Annotated in this window: 26 protein-coding genes; 15 read left to right on the forward strand and 11 right to left on the reverse strand. The window is 73.5% G+C overall.

Features of this window, described 5'->3' with window-relative positions; all coding sequences use genetic code 11:
- Nucleotides 1-30 precede the first annotated feature (30 nt).
- Genes ABD948_RS08140 through ABD948_RS08150 form a run of 3 tightly spaced genes read right to left on the reverse strand, consistent with a single transcriptional unit; the run spans nucleotide 31 to nucleotide 3,755 of the window.
- On the reverse strand, nucleotides 31-930 hold the full coding sequence (locus ABD948_RS08140) for a sugar ABC transporter permease (RefSeq protein ID WP_345264565.1): 900 nt from the start codon (nucleotides 928-930) through the stop codon (nucleotides 31-33).
- Complete coding sequence (locus ABD948_RS08145) at nucleotides 930-2,459, reverse strand: ABC transporter permease subunit (RefSeq protein ID WP_345264567.1); 1,530 nt, start codon at nucleotides 2,457-2,459, stop codon at nucleotides 930-932. Before ABD948_RS08145 ends, ABD948_RS08140 begins: the two co-directional genes overlap by 1 nt.
- An 18-nt stretch (nucleotides 2,460-2,477) precedes the next feature.
- Nucleotides 2,478-3,755, reverse strand: a complete 1,278-nt coding sequence (locus ABD948_RS08150) for a sugar ABC transporter substrate-binding protein (RefSeq protein WP_345264569.1) — start codon at nucleotides 3,753-3,755, stop codon at nucleotides 2,478-2,480.
- A 203-nt stretch (nucleotides 3,756-3,958) separates the two neighbouring features.
- Between ABD948_RS08150 and ABD948_RS08155 the strand changes: the two genes are divergently transcribed.
- The 5 genes from ABD948_RS08155 (at nucleotide 3,959) to ABD948_RS08175 (ending at nucleotide 8,981) form a co-directional block, all read left to right on the forward strand.
- On the forward strand, nucleotides 3,959-4,993 hold the full coding sequence (locus tag ABD948_RS08155) for a LacI family DNA-binding transcriptional regulator (RefSeq protein ID WP_345264571.1): 1,035 nt from the start codon (nucleotides 3,959-3,961) through the stop codon (nucleotides 4,991-4,993).
- Nucleotides 4,993-5,949, forward strand: a complete 957-nt coding sequence (locus tag ABD948_RS08160) for a glycoside hydrolase family protein (RefSeq protein ID WP_345264573.1) — start codon at nucleotides 4,993-4,995, stop codon at nucleotides 5,947-5,949. The genes ABD948_RS08155 and ABD948_RS08160 overlap by 1 nt, the downstream gene beginning before the upstream one ends.
- 42 nt (nucleotides 5,950-5,991) lie before the next feature.
- Nucleotides 5,992-7,680: a fumarate hydratase gene (locus tag ABD948_RS08165; protein WP_345264575.1), complete on the forward strand. Its 1,689-nt coding sequence runs from the start codon at nucleotides 5,992-5,994 to the stop codon at nucleotides 7,678-7,680.
- A 64-nt stretch (nucleotides 7,681-7,744) separates the two neighbouring features.
- A complete protein-coding gene (locus ABD948_RS08170) occupies nucleotides 7,745-8,389 on the forward strand; it encodes a hypothetical protein (RefSeq protein ID WP_345264577.1) in 645 nt (214 codons plus the stop codon).
- Nucleotides 8,382-8,981 carry an RNA polymerase sigma factor gene (locus tag ABD948_RS08175; RefSeq protein WP_345264579.1) on the forward strand — a complete coding sequence of 200 codons (600 nt, stop codon included), beginning with the start codon at nucleotides 8,382-8,384 and terminating at the stop codon, nucleotides 8,979-8,981. Before ABD948_RS08170 ends, ABD948_RS08175 begins: the two co-directional genes overlap by 8 nt.
- A gap of 195 nt (nucleotides 8,982-9,176) precedes the next feature.
- Here ABD948_RS08175 and ABD948_RS08180 read toward each other — a convergent pair whose 3' ends face one another.
- The 4 genes from ABD948_RS08180 to ABD948_RS08195 all read right to left on the reverse strand — a co-directional run bounded on the left by ABD948_RS08180 (nucleotide 9,177) and on the right by ABD948_RS08195 (nucleotide 11,529).
- Nucleotides 9,177-10,151, reverse strand: a complete 975-nt coding sequence (locus tag ABD948_RS08180) for a hypothetical protein (RefSeq protein ID WP_345264581.1) — start codon at nucleotides 10,149-10,151, stop codon at nucleotides 9,177-9,179.
- A complete protein-coding gene (locus ABD948_RS08185) occupies nucleotides 10,148-10,510 on the reverse strand; it encodes a GntR family transcriptional regulator (RefSeq protein ID WP_345264583.1) in 363 nt (120 codons plus the stop codon). The genes ABD948_RS08180 and ABD948_RS08185 overlap by 4 nt, the downstream gene beginning before the upstream one ends.
- Nucleotides 10,511-10,573: 63 nt before the next feature.
- Nucleotides 10,574-10,867, reverse strand: coding sequence for a hypothetical protein (locus ABD948_RS08190; protein ID WP_345264585.1), 294 nt, complete (start codon nucleotides 10,865-10,867; stop codon nucleotides 10,574-10,576).
- Nucleotides 10,868-10,938: 71 nt separating this feature from the next.
- A complete protein-coding gene (locus tag ABD948_RS08195; RefSeq protein WP_345264587.1) occupies nucleotides 10,939-11,529 on the reverse strand; it encodes a hypothetical protein in 591 nt (196 codons plus the stop codon).
- Between the two features lie 110 nt (nucleotides 11,530-11,639).
- Between ABD948_RS08195 and ABD948_RS08200 the strand changes: the two genes are divergently transcribed.
- Together ABD948_RS08200 and ABD948_RS08205 are read left to right on the forward strand one after the other, a co-directional pair.
- Complete coding sequence (locus tag ABD948_RS08200; RefSeq protein ID WP_345264589.1) at nucleotides 11,640-13,037, forward strand: class II fumarate hydratase; 1,398 nt, start codon at nucleotides 11,640-11,642, stop codon at nucleotides 13,035-13,037.
- Between the two features lie 2 nt (nucleotides 13,038-13,039).
- Nucleotides 13,040-13,759 (forward strand): class I SAM-dependent methyltransferase, encoded by a 720-nt coding sequence (locus ABD948_RS08205; protein WP_345264591.1) that lies wholly within the window; start codon nucleotides 13,040-13,042, stop codon nucleotides 13,757-13,759.
- Nucleotides 13,760-13,781: 22 nt separating this feature from the next.
- Here ABD948_RS08205 and ABD948_RS08210 read toward each other — a convergent pair whose 3' ends face one another.
- Together ABD948_RS08210 and ABD948_RS08215 are read right to left on the reverse strand one after the other, a co-directional pair.
- Nucleotides 13,782-14,174, reverse strand: a complete 393-nt coding sequence (locus tag ABD948_RS08210; protein ID WP_345264594.1) for a DUF5130 family protein — start codon at nucleotides 14,172-14,174, stop codon at nucleotides 13,782-13,784.
- A complete protein-coding gene (locus ABD948_RS08215; protein ID WP_345264596.1) occupies nucleotides 14,161-14,562 on the reverse strand; it encodes a hypothetical protein in 402 nt (133 codons plus the stop codon). Before ABD948_RS08215 ends, ABD948_RS08210 begins: the two co-directional genes overlap by 14 nt.
- Nucleotides 14,563-14,620: 58 nt before the next feature.
- Here ABD948_RS08215 and ABD948_RS08220 point away from each other — a divergent pair, with 58 nt between their 5' ends.
- The 6 genes from ABD948_RS08220 (at nucleotide 14,621) to ABD948_RS08245 (ending at nucleotide 20,415) form a co-directional block, all read left to right on the forward strand.
- Complete coding sequence (locus ABD948_RS08220; RefSeq protein WP_345264598.1) at nucleotides 14,621-15,757, forward strand: mechanosensitive ion channel family protein; 1,137 nt, start codon at nucleotides 14,621-14,623, stop codon at nucleotides 15,755-15,757.
- Between the two features lie 4 nt (nucleotides 15,758-15,761).
- Nucleotides 15,762-16,142, forward strand: coding sequence for a globin (locus ABD948_RS08225; RefSeq protein WP_345264600.1), 381 nt, complete (start codon nucleotides 15,762-15,764; stop codon nucleotides 16,140-16,142).
- 200 nt (nucleotides 16,143-16,342) lie between these two features.
- A complete protein-coding gene (locus ABD948_RS08230; protein WP_345264602.1) occupies nucleotides 16,343-17,143 on the forward strand; it encodes a MerR family transcriptional regulator in 801 nt (266 codons plus the stop codon).
- Nucleotides 17,144-17,358: 215 nt separating this feature from the next.
- On the forward strand, nucleotides 17,359-18,096 hold the full coding sequence (locus ABD948_RS08235) for a hypothetical protein (RefSeq protein ID WP_345264604.1): 738 nt from the start codon (nucleotides 17,359-17,361) through the stop codon (nucleotides 18,094-18,096).
- A 2-nt stretch (nucleotides 18,097-18,098) separates the two neighbouring features.
- Complete coding sequence (locus tag ABD948_RS08240) at nucleotides 18,099-18,671, forward strand: RNA polymerase sigma factor (protein ID WP_345264606.1); 573 nt, start codon at nucleotides 18,099-18,101, stop codon at nucleotides 18,669-18,671.
- Between the two features lie 259 nt (nucleotides 18,672-18,930).
- Nucleotides 18,931-20,415 carry an alpha/beta hydrolase family protein gene (locus ABD948_RS08245; protein WP_345264607.1) on the forward strand — a complete coding sequence of 495 codons (1,485 nt, stop codon included), beginning with the start codon at nucleotides 18,931-18,933 and terminating at the stop codon, nucleotides 20,413-20,415.
- Here ABD948_RS08245 and ABD948_RS08250 read toward each other — a convergent pair.
- Complete coding sequence (locus ABD948_RS08250; RefSeq protein WP_345264609.1) at nucleotides 20,412-21,290, reverse strand: acyl-CoA thioesterase; 879 nt, start codon at nucleotides 21,288-21,290, stop codon at nucleotides 20,412-20,414. The two genes, ABD948_RS08245 and ABD948_RS08250, sit on opposite strands and share 4 nt — an antisense overlap.
- Before the next feature lie 99 nt (nucleotides 21,291-21,389).
- On the opposite strand from ABD948_RS08250, the gene ABD948_RS08255 reads away from it, so the two are divergent.
- A complete protein-coding gene (locus tag ABD948_RS08255) occupies nucleotides 21,390-22,607 on the forward strand; it encodes an acetyl-CoA C-acetyltransferase (RefSeq protein WP_345264611.1) in 1,218 nt (405 codons plus the stop codon).
- Between the two features lie 109 nt (nucleotides 22,608-22,716).
- Nucleotides 22,717-23,250, forward strand: coding sequence for a MarR family winged helix-turn-helix transcriptional regulator (locus ABD948_RS08260; protein WP_345264613.1), 534 nt, complete (start codon nucleotides 22,717-22,719; stop codon nucleotides 23,248-23,250).
- A 224-nt stretch (nucleotides 23,251-23,474) separates the two neighbouring features.
- On the opposite strand, the gene ettA is transcribed toward ABD948_RS08260, so the two are convergent.
- Complete coding sequence (ettA, locus tag ABD948_RS08265; RefSeq protein WP_345264615.1) at nucleotides 23,475-25,157, reverse strand: energy-dependent translational throttle protein EttA; 1,683 nt, start codon at nucleotides 25,155-25,157, stop codon at nucleotides 23,475-23,477.
- Between the last annotated feature and the right edge of the window lie 83 nt (nucleotides 25,158-25,240).

Below are 25,240 nucleotides of genomic sequence, written 5' to 3' on the forward strand. Positions count from 1 at the left end.
CAGGCTACGAGACGCGGGCGGCCGCGGCGATCACCCCTTGACGCCGCCCGCGGTGATGCCGCCGACGATGTAGCGCTGCAGCCACAGGAACAGCGCCACCACCGGCACCGCGGTGAGCACTGCTCCGGCGGCGAAGAGCCCGAGGTTGTTGGAGCGGTCGCCGTCGATGAGCCCGTAGAGCCCGACGGCGAGGGTCTTGCGGTTGTTGTCGGTGAGGAAGATCGAGGCCAGCAGGAACTCCGCGATGACCGAGACGAACACCAGCAGTCCGCTGACGGCGAGGATGGGCCGCACCAGCGGCAGGATGATCCGGAAGAACGTGGTGGCGTGGCCGGCGCCGTCCATCTTGGCCGCCTCGTCGAGCGAGAGCGGGATGGTGTCGAAGAAGCCCTTGATCAGCCACACCTGGCCGAGCGCGCCGCCCATCAGCACCAGCGTGTATCCCAGCAGGGTGTTGAGCCCGATGGCCGGCACGGCGTCGCCGATGGAGCTGATCATCGTGTACAGCGCGACGGCGGCCAGGAACTGCGGGAACATCTGGATCAGCAGCAGGGCCAGCAGGCCACCGCGGCGGCCCTGGAAGCGGAACCGCGAGAAGGCGTAGGCCGCCAGCGCGCTGAACAGCAGCTGGGCCAGCGTGACGACCGTGCACACCAGCACCGTGTTGAGCGCCCAGCGGCCGAAGGGGATCGAGTCGCTGGTGAGCAGCTCTCGGAAGTTGACCAGGCTGACCTCGCGCGGCACCAGCGTCGTCGAGGCCACCGAGCCGCTGGGGTTGAGCGAGGCCGAGACGATGTAGAGCACCGGCACCAGCGCCCAGACGACGGCGAGCACCCCGACGACGTGGCGCCACCCCACCTCGCGCCACCAGCGCGAGCGCGGCAGCGAGCTGCGCGTCGGGGCGGATCCGGGGACAGGGGTGATGGCCATCAGTTGACGTCCTCGAGTCGGCGGGTGGCACGGAACTGGAGCGCGGCGATGACGCCGGTGAGCACGAAGAGCACCATCGAGACCGCCGAGGCGAACCCGATCTCGGCGCCGCCGGCGCCGAAGGCCAGGCGGATCGTGTAGCTGATCAGGATGTCGGTGCCGCCCGCGGTGGGGTTGGCGGGGTCGAACGGGCCGCCCTCGGTGAGCAGCGCGATGGTGTTGTAGTTGTTGAAGTTGAAGGCGAAGGTGGCCACCAGCACGGGCGCCACGGCCACCAGCAGCAGGGGCAGCGTGACCCGTCGGAAGCCCGCGAAGCCGCTGGCGCCGTCGAGCGAGGAGGCCTCCTTGAGGTCCTCCGGGATCGCCTGCAGCGCCCCGGTGCACACCAGGAACATGTACGGGAAGCCCATCCACAGGTTCGTGAGGATCACCGCGAAGCGCGCCGACCAGGTGCCGCCGAACCAGTCGACGCTCAGGCCGGTCAGGTCGTTGATGAGCCCGAAGTCGGTGTTGTAGAAGCTGGCCCACACCAGCAGCGAGATGAAGCCCGGGATGGCGTAGGGGATGATCATCGCCGCCCGGTAGACCTTCTGGCCGCGCAGCCGCCGGTCGTTCATGGTGATGGCCAGCCCGAGCCCGAGGGCGAAGGTGGTGAGCACCGAGACCGTCGCGAAGATCAGCGTCCAGGCGAAGATGCTGAGGAAGTCGCGGCTGATCCGGTCGTCGGTGAAGATCCGCTGGTAGTTGGAGAGCCCGACCCCCTGTCGCCACGACTGCTCGGAGAGCCGCTCGCCCTCGGCGTCGACGTAGTAGTCGCGGTCGCCGTCGGCCTGCACCGTGTAGGTGGTGCCGTCCTCGGCGTCGATGAAGGTGTCGCTGGCCTCGTCGTAGGTGACGCGGGTGGTGCCCTCGATGGCGCGGGAGACGCCGACGGGCCGGATCTCGCCGCCGTCGGTGGGCACCGCGACCACGAGCACCTCCGCGGAGGCGGCGTTGACCTCGCTCGGCGTCAGGAGCTCGACGTCGCCCTCGGGCGCGGCGGTGACGCGGCCGGCGTCGTCGACCTCGGCGCCCTCCACGGGCTCGAGGCCCTGCTCGTCACCGCGCAGCACCTCGTCGGTGGCGGGGTCGACCAGGTAGAGCACGAACGGGCCGGTGACCGGGCTGCCGGTGGTGCCCACCGTCATCTGGTAGGTGGTGGTGTCGGGCGTCTGGACGAAGGACTGGGCCAGGATCCGCTCGACCGTCTCGGCCTTGGTGGTGCGCGTCCCGTCGCCGAAGTTGGTGGTGGAGAGCTGCGCGGTGAGCACGATCGGCACGAGCACGAAGACGGTCAGCAGCAGGGTGCCGGGCAGCAGGTACTTGCCGGGCACGAACCGGCCGGTGGCGTAGACGGCGAGCAGCCCGCCGACGATGACCCACAGGGGCACGAGCAGCAGCCACTGCTCCTGCAGGACGAGGGTGGGCGTGAGGGCGATCGCGACGGCGAGCGCGAGGCCGAGGCCCAGGATGCGGGCGAGCAGAGCCATCGAGGTGGTCCCGGCCGCTCAGTCGCCGATGGCCGAGGAGATGGTCTCCCCCGCGGTGCGCATGGTGGCGGCGGGGTCGGCGCCACCGACGATGGCCGAGTAGGCCTGGCCCAGCGGCTCCCACACGGCGGCCATGGCGGGCAGGGCCGGCATCGGCGCGCCGCCCTGGTAGGCCTGGGTGAACACCTCGACCGTGGGGTCCTCGGCGGCCACGGCCTCGGCGACGCTCAGCATCGCGGGCGGCAGACCGGCCAGGTCGTAGAGGGTGGTCATCGCCTCCTCGTTGTTGACCCCGCGGGTGACGAACTCCTGCGCGTAGGCCTTGTTCTCACCGTTGGCGGCCACCATGAACGCCTGGGCGCCCATGAACGGGACGGCCGGGTCGGCGCCCTCGAACGGCGGCACCGGCTGAACGGCGTAGGGCAGCCCGGCGCCCTCGAGGTCGGCCAGGGCCCAGGGGCCCGAGATCAGGAACGCGGCGTCGCCGGCGGCGAACAGCGCGATGGCGTTGTCGCCGCTGATCGAGCGGCGCAGCACGCCCTCCCCGCGCTCGCCGAGCTCGCCGATCCGCTCGGCCGCGGCCAGCGAGCCCGGCTGGCCGATGCCGAGGTCGGCGGCGTCGTAGCCCTCCTCGTCGGTGCCGAACAGGTAGCCGCCACCGGAGGTCAGCAGCGCCTCCATGTGGTAAGCGTCGCCCTCCTGCCCGACCGGCAGGTTGAGGGCCGACTCCACCTGGCCCTCGGCCACGGCGCGGCGCCCCGCCGCGATGGCGGCGTCGAGCGTGGCGGGCTCCTCGGGCACGACGTCGGTGTTGCGGTAGAGCGCCACGGCCTCGGCGCCGTAGGGCACCCCGTAGAGCTGCCCCGCGTAGGTGGTGGCCTCGATCGCGGTCTCGTCGTAGGCCGAGAGCTCCTCGGGGTTGAGCGGGAGCGCCTCGATGGCGCCGTTCTGCACCAGGTTGCCGATCCAGTCGTGGGCACCGACGACGACGTCGGGTCCGTTGCCGGCCGCGTTGGCCGTGACGAACGCCGACTGCAGCTCGGAGGAGACCGCCTCGACCTCCACCTCGATGCCCTGCTCCTCACCGAACTGCTCGGCGACGGCGAGCACCGCCTCGTACTTGAGCTGGTCGGTCCAGATCGTCAGCTCCGGCGCGCCCCCCGCGGCCGCGCCACCGCCGCCGGCCGAGCAGCCTCCCAGCAGCAGGCTGGCGGTGACGGCGGCGGCCGCCGCGCGCGGCCGGGGCCGGCGTCGCGGCTCCCCGCACGGCTCCCGGCGTGGGCGGTCGACGGTCATGGGCACTCCCCGGAATGGCTGGTCACGTGTGACTGCGATCACTGCTGAATCGAATCAGCAGCATGATCACCGCGGCCGACAGCGCCTGTCAAGACCAGTTGACGACGTCGGTGCCCGCGGGCCAGGGTGGTCACCGAGCGGCGCTGAATCGAATCAGCGCCGTCCGGCCGGACCGGATGGTCACGACCCGAGAGGAGGCTCTCGTGCCTGGTGCCCGCCCGCGAGGGCGCGTCACGCTGGCCGAGGTGGCCTCGCGTGCCGGGGTGTCGCGGACCACCGCCTCCTACGTGCTCAACGGACGCACCGCGCAGATGCGCATCTCCCCCGCCGTCGAGCAGCGGGTGCGCTCGGTGGCCGAGAGCGCCGGCTACCGACCAGACCTCGCCGCCGCCAGCCTGCGCACCCGGCGCAGCCGCACCATCGGGGTGATCAGCGACCACGTGGCCGGGGGCATGTTCTCCTCCCGGCTGCTCGTCGGGGCGGGCCGCGCGGCCCGCGAGCAGGGCCACGTGCTGCTCATCGGTGAGTCCGGCGGCGAGCCCGCGACGGCCGCCGCGATCATCACCGAGATGGTCGACCGTCGGGTCGACGGCGTCCTGCTCGTCACGGCCGCCACCTCGCAGGTCCGCCTGCCCGAGGGGTTGGGCCCGCTGCCGGTGGTCACCGTCAACTGCACCGACCCCGACGCGAGCAGCACCTCGGTCCTGCCCGACGAGCGCGCCGGGGGGCGCGCGGCGGCCCAGGTGCTGCTGGAGGCCGGTCACCGCGGGATCGTCGTCGCCGGCGAGGACGCGGCCCCCGAGGTCCTCGCCGGGCGCCTGCGGCTGGCGGGCATCGCGGAGGCCCTCTCGGCCGCCGGCCTCCCGCCCGCCGAGCGGATCGCGTGCGGGTGGACTGTCGAGGGCGCCTACGCCGGCCTCGCTCCGTGGCTGCACGGCGGCGCCCGGCCGCGGGCCCTGGTCTGCCTCACCGACCGCGTGGCGATGGGCGCCTACCAGGCGCTGGCCGAGCTCGGCCTGCGCGTGCCCGAGGACGTCTCGGTGGTCTCCTTCGACGGCAGCGAGATCGCGCAGTGGCTGCGTCCCTCGGTCACCTCCGTGGCCATCCCGTTCGACGAGATGGGCGCCCGCGGTGTGCGAGCGCTGCTCGACGGCGAGCAGGCGCAGGTGCTGCTGCCCATGCCCGTGGTGGACGGCGGGTCCGTGGCGGCCCCGGGCGTCCGCCAGGAGCACCACTGATGCTGCGGCTCGACGACGCCTGGGTCTGGGACTTCTGGACCGCCCACGACGGCGAGCACCACCACGTCTTCTTCCTCCGGGCGCCGCGGACCCCGGGCGACCCGAACGCCCGTCACCACCGCGCCCGGGTGGGGCACGCCATCAGCACCGATCTGTGCACCTGGGAGCACCTCCCCGACGCGCTGCCGCAGGCACTGCCCGAGACCCTCGACGACCTCGCCACCTGGACCGGCTCGGTGGTCCGCGACGACGGCGGCACCTGGTGGATGTTCACCAGCGGCATCGCCCACGCCGAGCAGGGACGCGTCCAGCGCATCGGCGCCGCCACCTCCCCCGACCTGATCACCTGGGAGCGCCGGCCGCTGCGGCTCGAGGCCGACCCGCGCTGGTACCTGGCCGACGAGGCCGAGCCCGTGGACTGGCGCGACCCCTTCGTGGTCCGCGACGACGTGGGCCTGTGGCACATGTACGTCACCGCGCGGGTGCCCCGCAGCCAGGTGTCGGGCGGGCGGGGCCACGGCGTCGTCGCGCACGCCACCTCCCGCGACCTCGAGCACTGGGAGGTCGGCCCGCCACTGGGTGGACCCGCCGGCCGGTTCGACCAGCTGGAGGTGGTCAACCTGGGGTGCGTCGAGGGTCGCTGGGTGCTGCTCTTCTCGTGCCTGTCGCCCGAGATGCCGGACGCCGCGCCCGGGGCCAGCGGGGTCTGGTCGGTTCCGGTCGCGGGCGTCGGCTCGCCCGTCGACGCGCGGCGCGCCGTCCGGCTCACCAGCGAGGACCTCTACGTGGGTCGACTCGTGCAGCACGAGGGGGCCTGGCAGCTGCTCGCCTTCGAGAACCGCGGCCCGGACGGCGTGTTCACCGGCGGCGTGGTCGACCCGCTCCCGGTGCGCTGGCGCGCGGACGGCGCGGGCCTCGAGCTCCGGGGCGGGCCGGCGCGATACCGCCCCGCCTGAGGGCGACGACCGAGCGCTGGTGGTCACCACTAGCATCGCGGCGTGAGCACCGGCCCCGAGTTCCGCTACTCCGACCTGCTGCCGATCGGTCCCGACCAGACGCCCTACCGCCTGGTCACCACCGAGGGAGCCTCCACCTTCGAGGCCGACGGGCAGCAGTTCCTGCGCGTCACGCCCGAGGCGATCCAGCGGCTGACAGCGGAGGCGATGCACGACATCGCGCACTTCCTGCGGCCCGCGCACCTCGCGCAGCTGCGCCGGATCATCGACGACCCCGAGGCCTCCGGCAACGACCGCTTCGTGGCGCTCGACCTGCTCAAGAACGTGAACATCTCGGCCGGCGGCGTGCTGCCGATGTGCCAGGACACCGGCACCGCGATCGTGATGGGCAAGAAGTCCGAGGGCGTGCTCACCGGGGCCGACGACGGCGAGGCGATCTCGCGCGGGGTCTACGACGCGTACACGAAGCTCAACCTGCGCTACTCCCAGCTGGCGCCGCTGACCACCTTCGAGGAGAAGAACACCGGCACCAACCTGCCGGCGCAGATCGAGCTCTACTCCACCCCCCAGTCCTCGGGGAAGCCGGAGTACAAGTTCCTCTTCATGGCCAAGGGCGGTGGGTCGGCCAACAAGTCCTTCCTCTACCAGGAGACCAAGGCCGTCCTGAATCCCACTCGCCTGCTCGAGTTCCTCGACGAGAAGATCCGCTCGCTCGGCACCGCCGCCTGCCCGCCGTACCACCTCGCCGTCGTCATCGGCGGCACCTCGGCGGAGTACGCGCTCAAGACCGCCAAGTACGCCTCGGCGCACTACCTCGACGAGCTGCCCACCGAGGGATCGATGGCCGCGCACGGCTTCCGCGACCTCGCGCTCGAGGAGGAGGTCTTCAAGCTCACCCAGGGCTTCGGCATCGGGGCGCAGTTCGGCGGCAAGTACTTCTGCCACGACGTCCGCGTGGTCCGCCTGCCCCGGCACGGCGCCTCCTGCCCGGTGGCCATCGCCGTCTCCTGCTCGGCCGACCGCCAGGCGCTGGGCAAGATCACGCCCGAGGGCGTCTTCCTCGAGCAGCTCGAGACCGACCCCGCCCAATACATGCCCGACGCCGGCGTGGCCGAGGACATCAGCGGCGGCGAGGTGGTGCAGGTCGACCTCAACCGGCCGATGAGCGAGATCCTCGCCCAGCTCTCCCAGTACCCGGTCAAGACGCGGCTCTCGCTCACCGGACCGCTGGTGGTGGCCCGCGACATCGCGCACGCCAAGATCAAGGAGCGGCTCGACGCCGGCGAGCCGATGCCCGACTACCTGCGCGACCACCCGGTCTACTACGCCGGGCCCGCCAAGACGCCGGAGGGCATGGCGTCCGGCTCCTTCGGCCCGACCACCGCCGGGCGCATGGACTCCTACGTGGAGCAGTTCCAGGCCGCCGGCGGATCGATGGTGATGCTCGCGAAGGGCAACCGCTCGAAGGCGGTGACCGAGGCCTGCGGCACCCACGGCGGCTTCTACCTGGGCTCCATCGGCGGCCCGGCGGCGCGCCTGGCCCAGGACTGCATCCGCAGCCAGGAGGTCCTCGAGTACGAGGAGCTCGGCATGGAGGCGGTCTGGAAGATCGAGGTCGAGGACTTCCCGGCGTTCATCGTCGTCGACGACAAGGGCAACGACTTCTTCACCGATCCCTCGGGTACTGTCACGGTCCCGCTCTCCGGCATCCGGGTGCGCTCGGCCCAGTAGGTCGGGCAGCAGCCCGGGGTACCGGGTGCTCGTTGTCCGTGCGGGCGACCCGAGGGGAGGCACCGTGCGACCTGGACCGGACCCGCTCGACCTCGGTCTGCGCGACGCCGTCAAGGTGCCCGAGGACCACGTCGTCGAGCAGCTCGCGCAGCTGGCGAGGGCGAGCACGCCGACGCCACGCGCCGCCGCGCGCCGCGGCCTGGCCCTGGTGGCCGCAGCGGCCGTGATCCTGGTGGTCTCGGTCGGCGGTGCGTGGGCCACCGGCGCGCTGCGGATACCGGGCCTGCCCGACCTCGGCGACCGGTCACCCGCGCCGATCTCCCCCACCGGGCCGGGCGCGCCCCGGGATCCCGACACCCCGGTCGACCCCGGGACACCCCCGGGAGACGAGGGATCCGGACGGCCGGACGAGACCGGTGAGCCGGGTGGGTCCGGCGAAGGGCGCCCCTCTGCTCCCGGCAGCAGCCCCACGGCACCCCTGACCACCACCCCGTCCGGGGCGCCGCAGCCGACCCCCTCGCCGCCGGCGACCCCCGAGCCTCCCGAGGTCACCGGCAGCCCCCTGCCGGGGACCTCCCTCCCCTCCCCCTCCGCCTCGCCCTCCCCCACGCCCTCGGCACCCACCGCCCCCTCCGCCAGCCCCTCGGCCGACGCCTCGGTGGGGATCACCGCCGGGCCGGGGCCCCAGGGAGGTGACGACGGTGGCTGACGACGAGCTGGTCGCCGCCGCCAAGGCCGGCGACCCGGAGGCGTGGCGCACCCTCTACACCCGCCACGCCGGACGCCTCGAGGCGTGGTTGCGCACCCGCCCGACCGGTGAGGTGACCGCCGCGCCGGAGGACGTGGCCCACGACGCCTGGCTGGTGGCCGCCACCCGGATCGCCGACTTCGAGGGCTCCGCCGACGACTTCGCGGGATGGCTGTTCGGCATCGCGCGCAAGAAGTCCGCCGGGAGCCGACGCCGCGCCGACCGGCGCCGCACCCAGCCCGGCGAGGTGGGCGCCCACCTGCCGCCCGCCCCCGGGCCGGCAGCCGGCGTCGAGGCCGGGGACGTCGCCCGGCAGCTGCTGGCCTCGCTGCCTCCGCGCGAGCGCGCCGTCGTCGGGCTGGTCGACGGGCTGGGCATGGAGCCGCGGGCCGCCGCGGAGGTGCTGGACATCAGCCCCGTGGCGCTGCGAGTGGCGCGGCACCGGGGCCTGCGGCGTCTGCGGCGCCGTCACCCGGCCGCCTCGCCCGCGCCGCCGGCCACGCCCGCCGGTGGCACCGACGAGGTGGTGGCGCCGGCCACGACGCCGTCCTGAGCCGGGGGGAGCCCGGGACGGCGTCGTGGTCGTCGGGCGCCCCCGGAGCCGCTGCACCCGGGGCCGCCCACACCTCACCACCAGCGGTCGGGGGGTACCGGCTGCTGCCGGCGTCGTCCCACTCATGGCGAGGGGGCGCGACGACGTGGCTGCCGTGCGCCCTCACCCTGGTCCTGCCGCGACGACGGCGCAGCGTTACATCGGGGCGTCGACGGCGCGGCGGTGCAGGTAGGCGTTCACCAGCGCGGCCGCTCCCTGCGGGTCGTCGACGCTGATGGCCACCGGCACCTGGCCGCGGCGCCGCAGCACCAGTCCGGGCCCTCGACGCACCACGCACGCGCGCCCGGAGGCGGTGACCCGGTAGCCCCAGCCACCCCAGGCCGCCGGGTCGATCTCGGTCACCTCGGCGCCCTCCAGCCCGGCGAGCTCGAAGTGCTGCCGCGGCCACCGCACCAGGCCCCAGCCCACCGTCACCCCGGTCGGGTCGACCCGGACGCTGATCCGGTGCACGGCGCAGAGCACCAGCGCCAGCAGGCCGGCCCCGAGGCCCAGCGGCAGCTGCACCAGCGCCAACGGCACCGCCGCCACCCCCACGACGGCCGCGACGCCCAGCAGCGGGCGCGAGCCGGCGCCACCCACCCAGGTCGCGCGCTCGCCCTGCACCAGCACGAGGTCGGTGGGCGGCGGCGTCGCGGCCGACGGGCGCTCGACGCGGCCCGGCGGCACGACCACCAGCAGCACGGCACCGAGCACCAGCGGCAGCACCACCACCGCCACGACCAGCCACCAGGGCAGCGCGACGTCCTCGGCCCGGGCGGCACCGCGCGAGGCGAGCAGCGTCGCGGCGTAGGTGGTGGCCAGCAGCCCGGCGACCCAGCCGGCGACGGCGACCGCGCCGGCCCGCCCGGGACGGCGTCGCAGCGCCACCAGCGTCCCCAGACCGACGGCTGCTGCGACGGCCACGGCCACGAGCACGCCCACGGTGTAGGGCTGCAGGGCCGTGGAGCCGTCCGCCGTCCCGCCACCGCTCCAGTGCGTGGCCACCGGGTCGGGCACGCGGTCGCCCAGGCGCGCCCGTGCGGTCACGACGACGACGGGCGCAGCCAGCAGCAGGAGTCCGGCGGCGAGGTCGCGGCCGAGGTCGGCGCGGGTGCGCGGGTGTGTGCTCATGACGGAAAGCTCCTGATCTCCTCGATGACGTGGTCGGGCCCCAGGCCCAGCGCCGCTGCCTCGGCGAGCAGGGCACCGACGCGCTCGCGCAGGGCCGCAAGGCGGGCGGTGAGGTCGTCGAGGTCGGCGCGCACGACGGCGCCCCGTCCCCGGCGCAGCTCGATGAGCCCCTCGTCGCGCAGCGCCGCGTAGGCGCGCAGCACCGTGTGCATGTTGATGCCGAGCCCGGTCGCGACCTCGCGGGCCGCCGGCAGCCGGTCGCCCGGGGCGAGCCGCCCCGCGGCGAGCGACGCACGGACCTGACCGGCCACCTGGTCGGCCAGGCCGACGGTGCTGGACGGGTCCACGGTGAACAACATAGTTCGCATAGTACTAGAACTATGCGCAGCCGCGGCCACCCGGTCTGCCGCGGTCAGGCTCGATCAGGCGCGGTTGGCCTCGCGGTTCTCCGGCGGGATCGCGTTCGGACCCGCCGCACCCTCGTCGGCGGCGCCGCTCTCCCCGTCGGGCGCGCCGGCCACGGCCTGGTCGGGCTCGATCGGCTCGCCCGCGTCGGCCAGCGTCCCGACCTCGCTCACCTGGCCGGCCCCGTCATCGGAGTCCTCCTCGGTCGCGGCCGCCTCACGCTCGCGCTGGCCACTGACGGTGACGTCGCGCCCCGACGTCGGGTGCGCCTCGTCGTCGCGGCGGGTGGTCTCTCCAGGCGTCGAGCTCATGCCCTGTCGGTACCCCCGGAGCCGGCCCGGCACGAGGAGGGCGTGCTCACACCCGGCGGCGCGAGGTCGGGTCAGCGACGTCGGCGCGACCCGGCGCGCCGCGCCAGCTCCGAGGCGCTGGGGGGGATGGGGTCGGGCGGCGCCATGTCGCCGAGCTCCTCGTGCTCGCGCTGGCGCACCGCCTGGCGGATCTGCTCGAGGTTGTTGCGCAGCAGGTCGGAGACCAGCTCGTCGGTGCGCGGGTCGCTGAGCATCTCCACGATGATGCGCAGCACCGTCTCGCTCACCTCGCCGACGACGGTGTCGTAGCCGGGCAGCTTGCTGACCAGGCGCGCGTTCGGGTCGTTGCGCACCTTCTCGGCCACCAGCGCCAGCAGCTGGTCGTGGTTCTCCAGCAGCGCGTCGGAGATGTTCTTGGTGTAGCGACCGGTCTGGATCACCGCGGCGACCTCGTCGAGCACCACGATCGTGAGCGGACGGCGGATCAGCAGCAGCAGCTTGGTGGCCAGCCCCCCGGCACGGCGCACCACCCAGGGCTGCCGCATCCCCTGGCGGACCAGCAGCCCGCCCACCAGCGCGGCGAGGATCGAGCCGCCCACCACCACCGCGACCACCAGCAGGAGCACCTGCAGGGTGCTCAGTCCCTCCAGCCACGCCGACATGGGGGGCAGCCTACGGGCGGACTCCGACGCAGGACGCCGTGCCGCACCTGGCGAGGGCTCGGGCCGAGGAGGGCGGGCCGACGTCGGTGCCCGTGGTTACTGTCGATCCCATGACCGAGTTCCGCACCGAGCACGACTCCATGGGCGAGGTCCAGGTGCCCGCCGACGCCCTCTACCGCGCACAGACCCAGCGGGCGGTCGAGAACTTCCCGATCAGCGGCACCCCGCTGGAACCTCGGCTGGTGCACGCGCTGGGCCAGGTCAAGGCGGCGGCCGCCCGCACCAACGCAGCGCTGGGTGTGCTCGAGCCTGACCTCGCCGAGGCCGTCGCCGAGGCCGCCGGCGCCGTCGCGCGGGGCGAGCACGACGCCGAGTTCCCCGTCGACGTCTTCCAGACCGGCTCGGGCACCAGCAGCAACATGAACGCCAACGAGGTCGTCTCCACCCTCGCCACCCGCAGCCTGGGTCGCGAGGTGCACCCCAACGACCACGTCAACGCCAGCCAGTCCAGCAACGACACCTTCCCCACGGCCATCCACGTCGCCGCCACCCTCGCCGTCGTCGAGGACCTCCTGCCGGCGCTCGAGGTGCTCGAGCAGGCGCTGGCCGCCAAGGCCGAGGAGTTCGCCTCGCTGGTCAAGTCCGGGCGCACCCACCTGATGGACGCCACCCCGGTCACCCTCGGCCAGGAGCTCGGCGGGTACGCCGCCACCGTGCGCTACGCCGGCGAGCGCCTGACCTCGGTGCTCCCGCGGGTGCGCGAGCTGCCGCTGGGCGGCACCGCGGTCGGCACCGGCATCAACACGCCGCCCGGCTTCGCCGCCGGCGCCATCGCCGCGCTCGCCGAGGCCACCGGGCAGCCGTTCACCGAGGCACGCGACCACTTCGAGGCGCAGGGCACCCGCGACTCGCTGGTCGAGCTCAGCGGGGTGCTGCGCACCGTCGCGGTCGGACTCACCAAGATCTGCAACGACCTGCGCTGGATGGGTTCGGGTCCCACCACCGGTCTCGCCGAGCTGCACCTGCCCGACCTGCAGCCCGGGTCGAGCATCATGCCGGGCAAGGTCAACCCGGTGCTGCCCGAGGCCACGCTGATGGTGTGCGCCCAGGTGATCGGCAACGACGCCGCCGTCACGGTGGCCGGCGCCAGCGGCAGCTTCGAGCTCAACGTGGCCATGCCCGTGATCGCGCGCAACGTGCTGGAGTCGGTGCGCCTGCTCGCCGCGTGCGCACCGCTGCTCGCCGAGCGCTGCATCGCCGGGCTCACCGCCGACGCCGAGCGGATGCGGCGCTACGCGGAGTCCTCGCCCTCGGTGGTCACCCCGCTCAACAAGCACGTGGGCTACGAGGCCGCGGCCGCCATCGCCAAGCACGCGCTGGCGCACGGCGTCACCATCAGGGATGCCGTCGTCGACCTGGGGTACCTGCAGCGCGGAGAACTCACCGAGGAGCAGCTCGACGCCGCCCTCGACGTCGACGCGATGACGGGACGTGAACCGACCAGATGACGATGGACGACGCCACGGCGATCCGCGAGCAGGTGGCCACCGAGGCCCTCCTCGACGTGCGCCGCCAGGCGTGGCTGCCCACCGCCGAGGGCCTCGACCCGGCCTCGGAGGCGCTCGCCGTCCTGCGCGGCGCGCAGCCGCACCGGGTCCTCGAGGTGGGTTGCGGCACCGGCGAGTTCGCCGCCCGCCTGGTGGCGGCCCTGCCGGACGCCGAGGTGCTCGCCGTCGACCTCTCCGAGCGGATGGTCGACCTCGCCTCGCGGCGCGGCATCGACGCCCGCGTCGCCGACCTGCACCACCTGCCCTTCCCCGCGGGCCACGTCGAGGCGGCCGCGGCGATGTGGATGCTGCACCACCTCGACGACGTGCCCGCGGGCATCGCCGCGCTGCGTCGGGTGCTGGCCCCCGGAGGCGTGCTGGTCGCCGTCACCCACGGCGCCGGCCACGTGGCGTCCCTGCGCAGCGAGGCCGGCGGTGCGCCGGTCGACCTGCCCTTCAGCAGCGAGAACGGCGAGGCCCTGCTGCGCGGCAGCTTCGAGGCGGTCGTGCGCCACGACTTCGCGACCCGCGCGGTCTTCGGCGACCACGCCGCCGCGCTCGCCTACCTGCGGGCGGGCCTCGAGGACGCCCCCGCCGCGACGGGCTCGACGACCTGGGACCTCCCCTACTTCGAGGGAGCCCGCGAGGAGACCGGCCAGGTCACCCTGTTCATCGCCAGCTGAGCTGCGAGGCGCCGAACGCCGGTCAGTCGTCGTCCTCGCCGTGCCGGCTGGGCAGTGGCACAGCGTGGTCGGCCAGCATCGTGATGCCGCGCCGCAGGCCGCCGGCGAGGTCACCGGCGGCGAAGTCGTTCTGCATCGAGGCCACGGCCAGCTCGACCTCGTGGTCGGTGAGCTCCTGGCGCACGTGCCCGCCCGTGACGACCTCGACGGCGCGCGCGGACGGGTCGACCATGATCAGGACGCTCCGCGACGGCGCCACCAGCGAGTTGTGGAGGCTCGTGGCGAACGCGCGGGGGTCGCCGTGCGAGGCGCCGACGAACACCGAGAACTCCGCACGGCAGCGCTGCTCGGCCTGGCGCATCGCCTCGTCGAGCGCGGCACGCTCGCTGCTGCTGAAGGGGTCACCAGCGGCCACTGGCACCACCGGCCCGGGACTGCGCGCCGTCGGGGGCGGCGAGCTCGCCGGCGCTGCGGCGAGGGCCGCCGAGCCACTGGTCGGTGACCGGGCCGCTGCCCGGCTTGATGCTCTCGCCGCGCACCACCGGCGGCACGTACATGAAGGCGACGATCACGACGGCCATCAGCACCGGCAGGCCGACGAACAGCCCCAGCATGGTGAGGATGTCGACGCCCGGCGCCTCGGGCCAGCCCTCCGGGACGTCGGCGCTCGCCGGGGCGGCGAGGACCGCTCCGGCCAGCACGGCGACGGTGGTCGCGGCCAGGACGGCGAGGGCGGCGGAGGTGAGTCGGGACACAGCGGGAGCGGTGGCGCGGCGCGGTGCAGCGGAGTTCGCGGAGGTCACGCCTCCAGGGTATCGGCACGGCTCGATCCTCGTCGCCTCGGATGCTAAGCATGGGCGCATGTCACACCCCCCGTTGAGCGCCCTGCCCGTCCCCCTCCCCGGAGTGTCGACGGCCGCGAGCCCGTGCAGCGAGGAGGAGCAGGTCTGCGAGCGGGTCTTCGACTGGAGCGGCAACCAGACGCTGGCGACCATCTCCGACTGGGTGATCGGCAAGCCCAGCGCCCTCATCGGGCTGCTGCTGCTGGGCCTATTGCTGCGCTGGGTGCTGCACCGTCTCGTGGACCGGCTCGTGGTGAGCGCCGAGGACGGCGTGCTCCCCCAGGGCGTGGGTCGCTGGCGCCGTCGCCGCGCGGCCGCCCGACGGGGCGAGGAACCCACGCCGGCCGCGGCGCCGTCGCTGTCACTGGCCGCGGGCAACACCCGCCGGGTGCAGCGCGCCAAGACCATGGGCTCGCTGCTCAAGAGCATCATCACCGGCGTCGTCGCGGCGGTGATCGTGACGATGATGCTCAGTGAGATCGGCGTCAACATCGCGCCCATCATCGCCAGCGCCGGCATCATCGGCATCGCGCTGGGCTTCGGCGCTCAGTCGCTGGTCAGCGACTTCCTCTCGGGCGTCTTCATGATCATCGAGGACCAGTACGGCGTGGGCGACGAGATCAACCTCGGCGAGGCCGTGGGCACCGTGGAGGCGGTGAGCCTGCGGGTGACGCGGCTGCGCGACGTCAACGGCACCGTCTGGTACGTCCGCAACGGCGAGATCCTGCGCGTGGGCAACATGAGCCAGAACTGGGCGCGCACCGTGCTCGACGTCGCCGTCGCCTACCACGAGGACCTGGGCCGGGTGCGGCGCGTGCTGGACGAGGTGGCCACCGACCTGTGGGAGGACGAGGACTTCGAGGGCCGCATCATCGAGCGCCCCTCGGTGTGGGGCGTGCAGGAGCTGGCCGCCGACGCCGTCACCGTGCGGGTCGCCCTGAAGACCGCGCCGCTCGAGCAGTGGGCGGTGGCGCGCGAGATGCGCCAGCGCATCAAGGGCCGCTTCGACGCCGAGGGCATCGAGATCCCCTTCGCCCAGCGGGTCGTGTGGCACCGCGACGAGAAGGCGGCGTCCCAGGCCGGCGCCCACGACGACGGTGACGACGAGCCCACCCGCCCCGGCGGCAGCACCTCGCAGGGCACTCCGGCAGGATGACCGGGTGAGCGAGACCTCCTTCTACGACGAGATCGGCGGGTTCGAGACCTTTCGCACGATCGTGTCGACCTTCTACGCGGGGGTGGCTGAGGACGAGGTGCTGCGGCCGCTCTACCCGGAGGCGGACCTCGCTCCTGCGGAGGAGCGCTTCCTGCTCTTCCTCGTGCAGTACTGGGGAGGGCCCACCACCTACTCCGAGCAGCGCGGGCACCCGCGGCTGCGGATGCGCCACGCCCCCTTCGCCGTCAACCCCGAGGCGCGCGACCGCTGGCTGCACCACTTCCGCGCCGGACTCGACGCCGCCGACCTCACCCCGGAGCAGGACGCCCGGTTCTGGGAGTACGTCACCCACGCCGCGCAGTTCATGGTCAACACCTTCGAGTAGACCGCCAGGCCGCGCTCAGGTGACCGGGTCCTCCCGCGTGCGGGCGTGAGGTGGTGGCAGCAGCTCGAACCGGGCTTCGCCGAACCGCCGCCCGTTCACCTGAAGCTCCACGCGGTGCTCGCCCGGGTGCAGGATGCGCGTGGTCCTCGGCGCGAACGAGCGCCTCCGGACCAGCTCCGCGCTCTCCCCCGGATCCAGGCATGATGGCGATCGGCGAGTTCTCGCGCGTGACGCACCTGAGCATCCGCACGTTGCGGCGCTACCACGAGGCGGAGCTGCTCGAGCCGGAGATGGTGGATGCCGGGAGCGGCTACCGCTACTACTCGGTCGACCAGATCCCGACCGCCCAGGTGATCCAACGGCTGCGCGAGCTCGACGTCCCACTCGCCGACGTCCGGCGCATCCTGCGCTCCCCGGACCCCGAGCAGCGGGGGGCACTGGTGGCCGAGCACCTGGGACGGCTGGAGTCCGAGCTGGCGCGGACCCGGGCGGCCGTCACCTCGCTGCGACGGCTGCTGGCGCCGGAGCCGGCACCCCTGGAGGTCGAGGTGCGCTCCGAGCCCGCGGTGACGGTCGCCGCCGTCGAGGACGACGTGGACGAGGGCGACGTCGCCGCGTGGTTCGCCGGGGCGATGGCCGAGCTCGACGCGGTGCTGGGCCCCGCCGACGACGGCCCGGCCGGCGGCCTCTACGACAACGCGCTCTTCGAGCACGGCCGGGGGCACGTGCTGCTCTACCGGCCCTCGTCCGAGCCACGCACGCGCGGACGCGTCCACCCGGTACGGCTGCCCGAGGTCGAGCTCGTCGTCACCACCCACCACGGCGAGCACGACGGCGCCGAGGTGACCTACGGCGAGCTCGGGGCCTGGGTCGTGCGGAACGCGCTGACGGTGGCCGGGTCGGTCCGGGAGCGCTACCTCGTGGGCCCGCGCGACACCGACGACCCGACCGCGTGGCGCACCGAGATCGGCTGGCCGGTGTTCCGGGTCGCCGGACCCTGACGGTGCCGCCGCGATCGCGGAACGAGAAAATTCTCCCGCACCTGGTAACGCCACAGCGGTGCCGTGACAGGTACCCGGTGTGTGCCCGGCGTCGGGGGAGGGAGGGAGCCCCGACTCCGGTGCCGGGCACCACAGCAGCTCTCATCGACACCTGAACCACCGATCCACCCCGATCAGCCGGTCCCTCGGGGCCGGTGCGGAGACTGAGCGAGGCCATGCAGCGCAAGCACCCCGATCTCGAGCTCGACGTCCCCCCGTACGAGCTCGACGAGGTGACCGCGGGGCGGCTCGCCGCCCTGGCCCGCGCAGGCTCCGTCGCTGCGGCCGGCCGGTCACGCCGCCCCCTCGGCGTCCGGCTGGCCGTGGCCACCACCGCCCTGCTGGCGGTCTCCGTGGGCGGTGCGGTCGCCGCCGTCACCTGGGTGCTGCCCTCCGGTGAGCAGGACCCCACCGGGCCGCCGTCCGCCCCGACGTCCGAGCTGGTGCCGGGTCGGTCCCCGAGCTCCCCGGCCGGATCTCCCGCGGTTCCCGGGGTCGGGCCGGGCAGCCCCGGCGCACCGACGCCCGGTCCCGGCGAGGGTGCCTCTCGCCGGGACCGGGGTGCGTCCTCGGGGCGACCCTCGGACGCGGCCTCCGACGCCTCCGGGCTCCTCCCCTCCTCCGCCCCGCCGAGCCGGCCCGCCGACGCCGGCGAGGACGCCGACCCCGGCGGCAACGGTCAGGGCCGAGGGCGCCAGGACCCCGGCGAGAACGGCCGCGACGACGGCCGAGGGGTCCGGCCTACCGAGCCCCCGCGCGGGCGACCCTCCGACCTGCCGACACCCCGCACCGGCCAGCCCGAGCAACCCGGGACGCAGGGGCCGGGCCAGGGCCGGCCCGACTCGCCGGGCGATCGCGGCAACCGGCCCGGGACCCTCGACGCCTCCGACACCGCATCGGCGGGAGATTCCTAGGGGTGCCTGACGACGACCTCGTCCGCGCTGCGAAGGCGGGCGACCCGGACGCCTGGCGTGAGCTCTACCGAGCCCACGCCGGGCGTCTGGTCGTGTGGCTCTCGACCCGTGGCCAGTCCGACGGGATCGCCGGGGCCGAGGACGTCGCCGCCGACGCCTGGGTGGTCGCCGCCGAGAAGATGCACTCCTTCGAGGGCAGCGCGGACGAGTTCGCCGGGTGGATCTTCGGGATCGCCCGCAAGATCTCCTCGACCCGGCACCGCACGGTGGTCCGCCGGGCGACCTACGCCACCGACGTCGTCGACGACTCGTGGATGGACCCGGTGCCGGCGCCCCAGGAGGCCGTGGCCGGCGACGCCTGGGTCCGCGCCCAGCTGGCGCAGCTGCCGCCGCGCGAGCGCGACGTCGTCGGCTGCATCGACGGGCTGGGTCTCGACGTCGCCGGCACCGCCCGTGCCCTGGGCATCAGCGCCGTCGCGGTGCGCGTGGCCCGGCACCGGGGGCTGCGCAAGCTGCGCGCCGCGGCCGGCATCCAGGCGCCCCCCGACCCCGCCCTCACCGCCGACCCGTCGTGAACATGCGTCAACAAGGCACTGACCCGGCGTGAATGCGCGTCAACAAGGCACCGACCCGGCGCAGCGAAGGACGGGTCGGTGGTCGACCTGTGCGCAATCGCGCCAGGTCGGCCCTCCACCCGTGCGCACTCGCGCCAGGTCGGCACCCCACCCGTGCGCGTTCGCGCCAGGTCGGTGGCCCGCCGGGCCGCTGCGAGGGGTCGGGTAACGCGGGACGGGGCGGGGTCGTTGGGCGGTGGTGAACCCGCTCGCGCGCTCCGTGACCGCCCTGCTCGGCTCGCTCGCCGTCGCCCTGACCCTCGGCGCCGCGCCCGCGGCCCCGGTCGATCCGGCCGGCCCGCCCGCCCCGGGGACCTCGGCGCGCGTCGCGGGTGTCGATGACCTGGCCGCGATGGCGGCGGCGTACGGCCGGATCACCGGGCCGGGCGGGCAGCTGCGCAACCCGGCCTACCTGCCGGCGCTCGTGCAGGCCACCTCCGCGCTGACCGTGGCCCAGCTCGTGGCGCAGGCGGCGACGCCGAGCCGGCTGGCGCTCACCGCCGGCAACGTCGTGCCGGGGTGGAACGTGGGCAACCCGCTGCGCGCGGGGTGGCACGGCACGCGCGGCCTCGCCCGCCGGGTGGCGTTCACCAACCGCTACGGCGCACTGCTGCAGGGCACCGTGCACCGGCCGCTGCCGGGCGCACGTGACCCCTACACGGGGCAGCGGCTGCGACCGCCGTTCCCCGGAGTCGTCCTCACACCTGGGTCGGTGCAGGGGTCGGAGGGCATGTACTCCTGGCTGGCCCAGGACCTCGCCGAGCGGGGGTACGTCGTCCTGACCTTCGACGTGCAGGGTCAGGGGCGCGGCGAGACCCTCCCCCACACCACCTCGAACGCGCTGCCCTTCTGCAACCCGTTCGCTGCGCCGCGCGACGGCGAGCAGCTCGGCTGCCCCGGCGTCCCGTTCCAGCAGCTGGCGAACTTCGTGGTGGGCACCGAGGACGCGGTCGACTTCTTCACCAGCACCGCCGCGCTGCCCTACCGCAACCCCGGTTCGGCGGGTGCGCGCATCGACACCCACAACCCGTTCGCCAGGTGGCTGGACCGCCGACGCGACCCGCGGGCCGCCGCCGGCCGGCCGATGCGACTGGCGATCATCGGCCACTCACTGGGCGCACAGGCGGTCTCGCGCGTGCAGGGCACCGACCGGCGGGTGGCCACCGTGGTGGCGCTGGACAAGCTGGCCGGGGGCGACGGCGACCCTGCGGTGCGTCCCCGGGTCCCGGCCCTGGCGGTGCAGTCGGAGTACGGGTTCACCGTGACGCCGGCGGCGCTCTCGGGCGGCAGCTCGCTGGTGCCCACCCCGACGCCGGCCGGGCCGGATCCCCGTCGGGAGCGCTCGGCCGGCTTCGACCGCTGGGCCGCCGCAGGCGTCGACAGCCTGCTCGTGGTGCCGCGCTCCTCGACGCACCTGGAGTACACCGACATCCCCCTGGTGCTGCCGGCCAGCCGGTACGGGCAGGCGGTCACCAGCGTCTACGTGCAGCGCTGGTTGGACCTGCAGCTCAAGCACCGCGGTTCGCCGCGAGCACTGCTCGCACCGCGGCTGCGCTACCTCGAGCCACGTGGGAGCGGGCGGTGGGCGCCGGTGACGCTGCGTGCCGGTGACCAGCTGAGCACCCGCTACTGCTCGGCCTACCGACTCACCGACCGGCGGGGCCGGGTCGCCACCGAGGGTGACCTCATGGGCGCGGGGTGCTAGCCCGACGTCACCGCATCCCGCTCCAGGCGCGCCTCGAGCCGCTCGCGAACGGCGGGGTCGGGCTCGCGGGAGCGCCCGGACTCGAGGTCGAAGAAGACCATCGCCACCCGGGCGCGCGCCAGCACGCGCTCGCCGTCGCAGATCTCCGACTCGACCGAGAACGAGCGCGTCCCCAGCCGGGCGAGCCGCGTGTACAGGTCGTAGGGCTCGGGCCGGAACAGCAGCGGTGCACGGTAGTCGACATCGGTCTGGGCGATCACGAACTGGGGACCGGCGGTCTCGAGCCCGCGGTTGACCTCGGCGAACCAGCGAACCCGCGCCTCCTGCAGGTAGGTGAAGTACAGGACGTTGTTGACGTGGCCGTACACGTCGACGTCGGAGAAGCGCACGTGCACCGGGTAGTGGTGGGCGGTGGCGCGGTCGACGGCGAAGCGGTCCGGACGCGCTCGCGGCGCCGGCTCGAGGTAGGCGGCGAGCGTCGTCTTCTCCTCCTCGGTGAGCCGACGCGGCTGCTCGGTGGCGAAGAGGAACGGCGAGAGGACGGTCAGGGCACGCAGGTAGACGGTGCGCTCGCCGTCGGGGCCGTCGTCGTGGAAGACCTCGTAGGCCATCGTGAAGGTGGCCGCGCGGATCTCGGTGACCCAGCACTCGATCTTGACCGGGCGGAACCGGAACGTCAGCGGCGTCAGGTAGGTGACCTCGTGGCGCACGACGACGACGCCCTCGGTGAGCGCCTCGCCGGGGTCGCGACGGGCGTGCGAGCGCAGCAGGTCGACCCGAGCCTCCTGCAGGTAGTCCACGTACGTGACGTTGTTGACGTGGCCGAGCTGGTCGAGGTCGGCCCACCGCAGAGGGCACTCGTAGACGTGACGCACGGCATGGACTCTGCCAGAGACGCGATCCCCGCTCTGTTCTAGTGTGACGAGCACCGCGCCGGCACCGAGGCCGCGCGCCCCTCAGATCGGAGTCCCTGCATGCCCGAGGCCGTGATCGTCTCCGCCGCCCGCTCCCCCATCGGCCGTGCCAACAAGGGGTCGCTGAAGGACCTGCGCCCCGACGACCTGACCGCCACCATCGTGCAGGCGGCGCTCGACAAGGTGCCCGCGCTCGACCCGAACACCATCGACGACCTGATCCTCGGCTGCGGTCTGCCGGGCGGCGAGTCCGGCAACAACATGGGTCGCGTCGTCAGCGTGCTGGCAGGCTACGACTCCATCCCCGGCACCACGGTCACCCGCTACTGCGCCTCCTCGGTGCAGAGCACCCGGATGGCCTTCCACGCCATCAAGGCCGGTGAGGGGCACGCCTTCATCTCCGCGGGCGTCGAGATGGTCTCGCGCTTCGCCAAGGGCACCAGCGACCACTGGCCCGACACCCACAACCACCTCTTCGACGACGCCAAGGCCCGCACCGAGGCCACCGCGGCGAGCAACGAGACCTGGCACGACCCGCGCCAGGACGGCCTGCTGCCCGACGTGTACATCGCGATGGGCCAGACCGCCGAGAACCTCGCCACCTCGCGCGGCCTCTCGCGCCAGGAGCTCGACGAGTTCGGCGTGCGCTCGCAGAACCTGGCCGAGAAGGCCATCAACGCGGGGTTCTGGGAGCGCGAGATCACCCCGGTGACCCTGCCCGACGGCTCCGTCGCCAGCACCGACGACGGCCCGCGCGCCGGCGTCACCTACGAGGCGGTCTCGCAGCTCAAGCCCGTCTTCCGCGAGGACGGCGTCGTCAACGCCGGCAACTGCTGCCCGCTCAACGACGGCGCCGCCGCCGTCGTCATCATGAGCGACACCCGTGCCGCCGAGCTCGGCCTCACCCCGCTGGCCCGCATCGTCTCCACCGGCGTCAGCGGCCTCTCCCCCGAGATCATGGGTCTGGGTCCCGTCGAGGCCACCAAGCGCGCGCTGGCCCACGCCAACATGAGCATCGGCGACATCGACCTGGTCGAGATCAACGAGGCGTTCGCCGCCCAGGTGGTGCCCTCCTACCAGGACCTCGGCATCGACCTGGACCGCCTCAACGTCAACGGTGGCGCCATCGCGGTGGGCCACCCCTTCGGCATGACCGGCGCCCGCCTGCAGAACACGATGCTCAACAGCCTGGACTTCCACGACAAGTCCACCGGCCTGATCACCATGTGCGTCGGCGGCGGCCAGGGCATGGCGCTCATCCTCGAGCGGATGTCCTGATCCACGTCCTCTCCCCGGCCTGACATCCACCGGTGCCCCGTCGCGATCCGCGGCGGGGCACCGGTGCGTCCTGGGCCGCTGCGCGGATCCGCGAACCTAGACTGCGCGGGTGAGTGCCGCCGCAGGATCTGAGAGCAGCGATCTCGACGAGGAGTCGACGCGCTGGCTCGACGTCGACCAGCAGCGGGCGTGGCGGGCGCTGGTGATGGGCCACACCCTGCTCATCGACCGCCTCGACGGCGACCTCCGCGAGCTGCACGGCATCTCGCTGGTCGAGTACGAGATCCTCGTGCGCCTCTCCGAGCGCGACGGGCGGCTGCGGATGGCCGCGCTCGCCGACGCCCTCGCCCACAGTCGCAGCCGGGTCACCCACACGATCGACCGGATGGAGAAGGCGGGCCTGGTGGCGCGCTCCCGGCTCGACGACGACAAGCGCGGCATCGTGGCCGAGCTGACCCCGCGCGGGCGCGCGCTGCTGGAGCGGGCCGCCCACGACCACGTCGCCGGTGTGCGCGCCTACCTGGTCGACCTCGCCGACCCCGCCGACTTCACCGCCGCGGGCCGGGTCTTCGACCTCGTGGCCGACCACCTGATCTCCGGGCACCCAGAGATGGAGATCCGCGACCGCGGCGAGCGGGGCTGACCGCGCGCGGGGCCGACCCGTCCCGCATGCCCCGGGGGGTGTCGTCACCACGGGGCGGGGGGGTGATCCCACGTCCACGTGGGATCACGGAACCGGGGGGCCGGAATACTGGCCCCCCGGTTCCGTGATTGGTCCCCCGGTGTGACGCGAGGTGCTGGTGGGGCGAGCGCCAGGCCCCCTCGGGCGCTCGAGGGGATGGTCGAGCTGTCGGAGTCAGGCGCGGGTCAGTCGCGGGTGAGGCGTCGGTGCGTCACCCGGTGCGGGCGCGCAGCGTCGATGCCGAGGCGCTCGATCTTGTTCTCCTCGTAGGAGGCGAAGTTGCCCTCGAACCAGAACCAGCGGTCCGGGTGCTCCTCGGTGCCCTCCCAGGCCAGGATGTGGGTGGCGATGCGGTCGAGGAACCACCGGTCGTGCGAGGTGACCACGGCGCAACCGGGGAAGTCGAGCAGCGCGTCCTCGAGCGAGCTCAGCGTCTCGACGTCCAGGTCGTTGGTGGGCTCGTCGAGCAGCAGCAGGTTGCCGCCCATCTTCAGCGTCAGCGCCAGGTTGAGGCGGTTGCGCTCACCACCGGAGAGCACGCCGGCCTTCTTCTGCTGGTCGGGGCCCTTGAAGCCGAAGGAGGCCACGTAGGCGCGCGAGTTCATCTCGAAGTTCGCGACCTTGATGAAGTCCAGGCCGTCGGAGACGACCTCCCAGACGTTCTTGTTCGGGTCGATGCCGCCGCGGCTCTGGTCGACGTAGCTGAGCTTGACGGTCTGGCCGACGGTGAGCGTGCCGTCGTCGGGCTGCTCGGAGCCGGTGATCATCCGGAACAGCGTGGTCTTGCCGACGCCGTTGGGGCCGATGACGCCGACGATGCCGGCACGGGGCAGCGAGAACGAGAGGTCGTCGATGAGCGTGCGGCCCTCGAAGCCCTTGGTCAGGTGGTCGGCCTCGAGGACGATGTCACCCAGGCGCGGACCGGCCGGGATGTTGATCTCGGAGGTGTCGATCTTGCGCATCCGGTCGGCCTCGGCCGCCATCTCCTCGTAGCGCGCGAGGCGCGACTTGGACTTGGTCTGGCGCGCCTTGGCGTTGGAGCGGACCCACTCCAGCTCCTTCTCGAGCATCTTGGCGCGCTTGGCGTCCTTCTGCCCCTCGATCTTGAGCCGGTCCTTCTTGGTCTCCAGGTAGGTGGAGTAGTTGCCCTCGTAGGGGTGGGTCTTGCCGCGGTCGAGCTCGAGGATCCACTGCGCGACGTTGTCGAGGAAGTACCGGTCGTGGGTGATCGCCAGGACGGCGCCCGGGTAGCTGGCCAGGTGGCCCTCGAGCCACTGCACCGACTCGGCGTCGAGGTGGTTGGTGGGCTCGTCGAGCAGCAGCAGGTCCGGCTGCTGCAGCAGCAGCTTGCACAGCGCGACGCGGCGACGCTCACCACCGGAGAGGTGGTCGACGACGACGTCGGACGGCGGGCAGCGCAGCGCGTCCATGGCCTGCTCGAGGCGGCTGTCGACGTCCCAGGCGTTCGCGTCGTCGAGCTCGGTCTGCAGGTCGCCGGTCTCCTTCATGAGGGCGTCCTGGTCGGCGTCGGGGTCGCCCATCTCCATGTAGGCGTCCTCGAGGCGTTTCATCTTCGCCTTGAGGTCGCCGACGGCCTCCTCGACGTTCTCGAGCACCGTCTTGCCCTCGGTGAGCGGGGGCTCCTGCTGAAGCATGCCGACCGTGGCCTCGGGGTCGCGGATCGCGTCGCCGTTGTTGGCCTGCTCGAGGCCGGCCATGATCTTGAACAGGGTCGACTTGCCCGTGCCGTTGGGCCCGACGACGCCGATCTTCGCCCCGTGCAGGAACGAGAGGGTCACGTTGTCGAGGACGACCTTGTCGCCGTGGGCCTTGCGCACGTTGCGCAGGGTGAACACATACTCCGCCATGGTCGGCGAGCCTACGGGCAAACCGGCGTGAGACCCCAGGCGGGGGTGAGCGCGTCTGAGGGGTGTGACCACCCGCACCCGAC

The organism is Nocardioides nanhaiensis (assembly GCF_039542785.1).
GTDB lineage: Bacteria > Actinomycetota > Actinomycetes > Propionibacteriales > Nocardioidaceae > Nocardioides > Nocardioides nanhaiensis.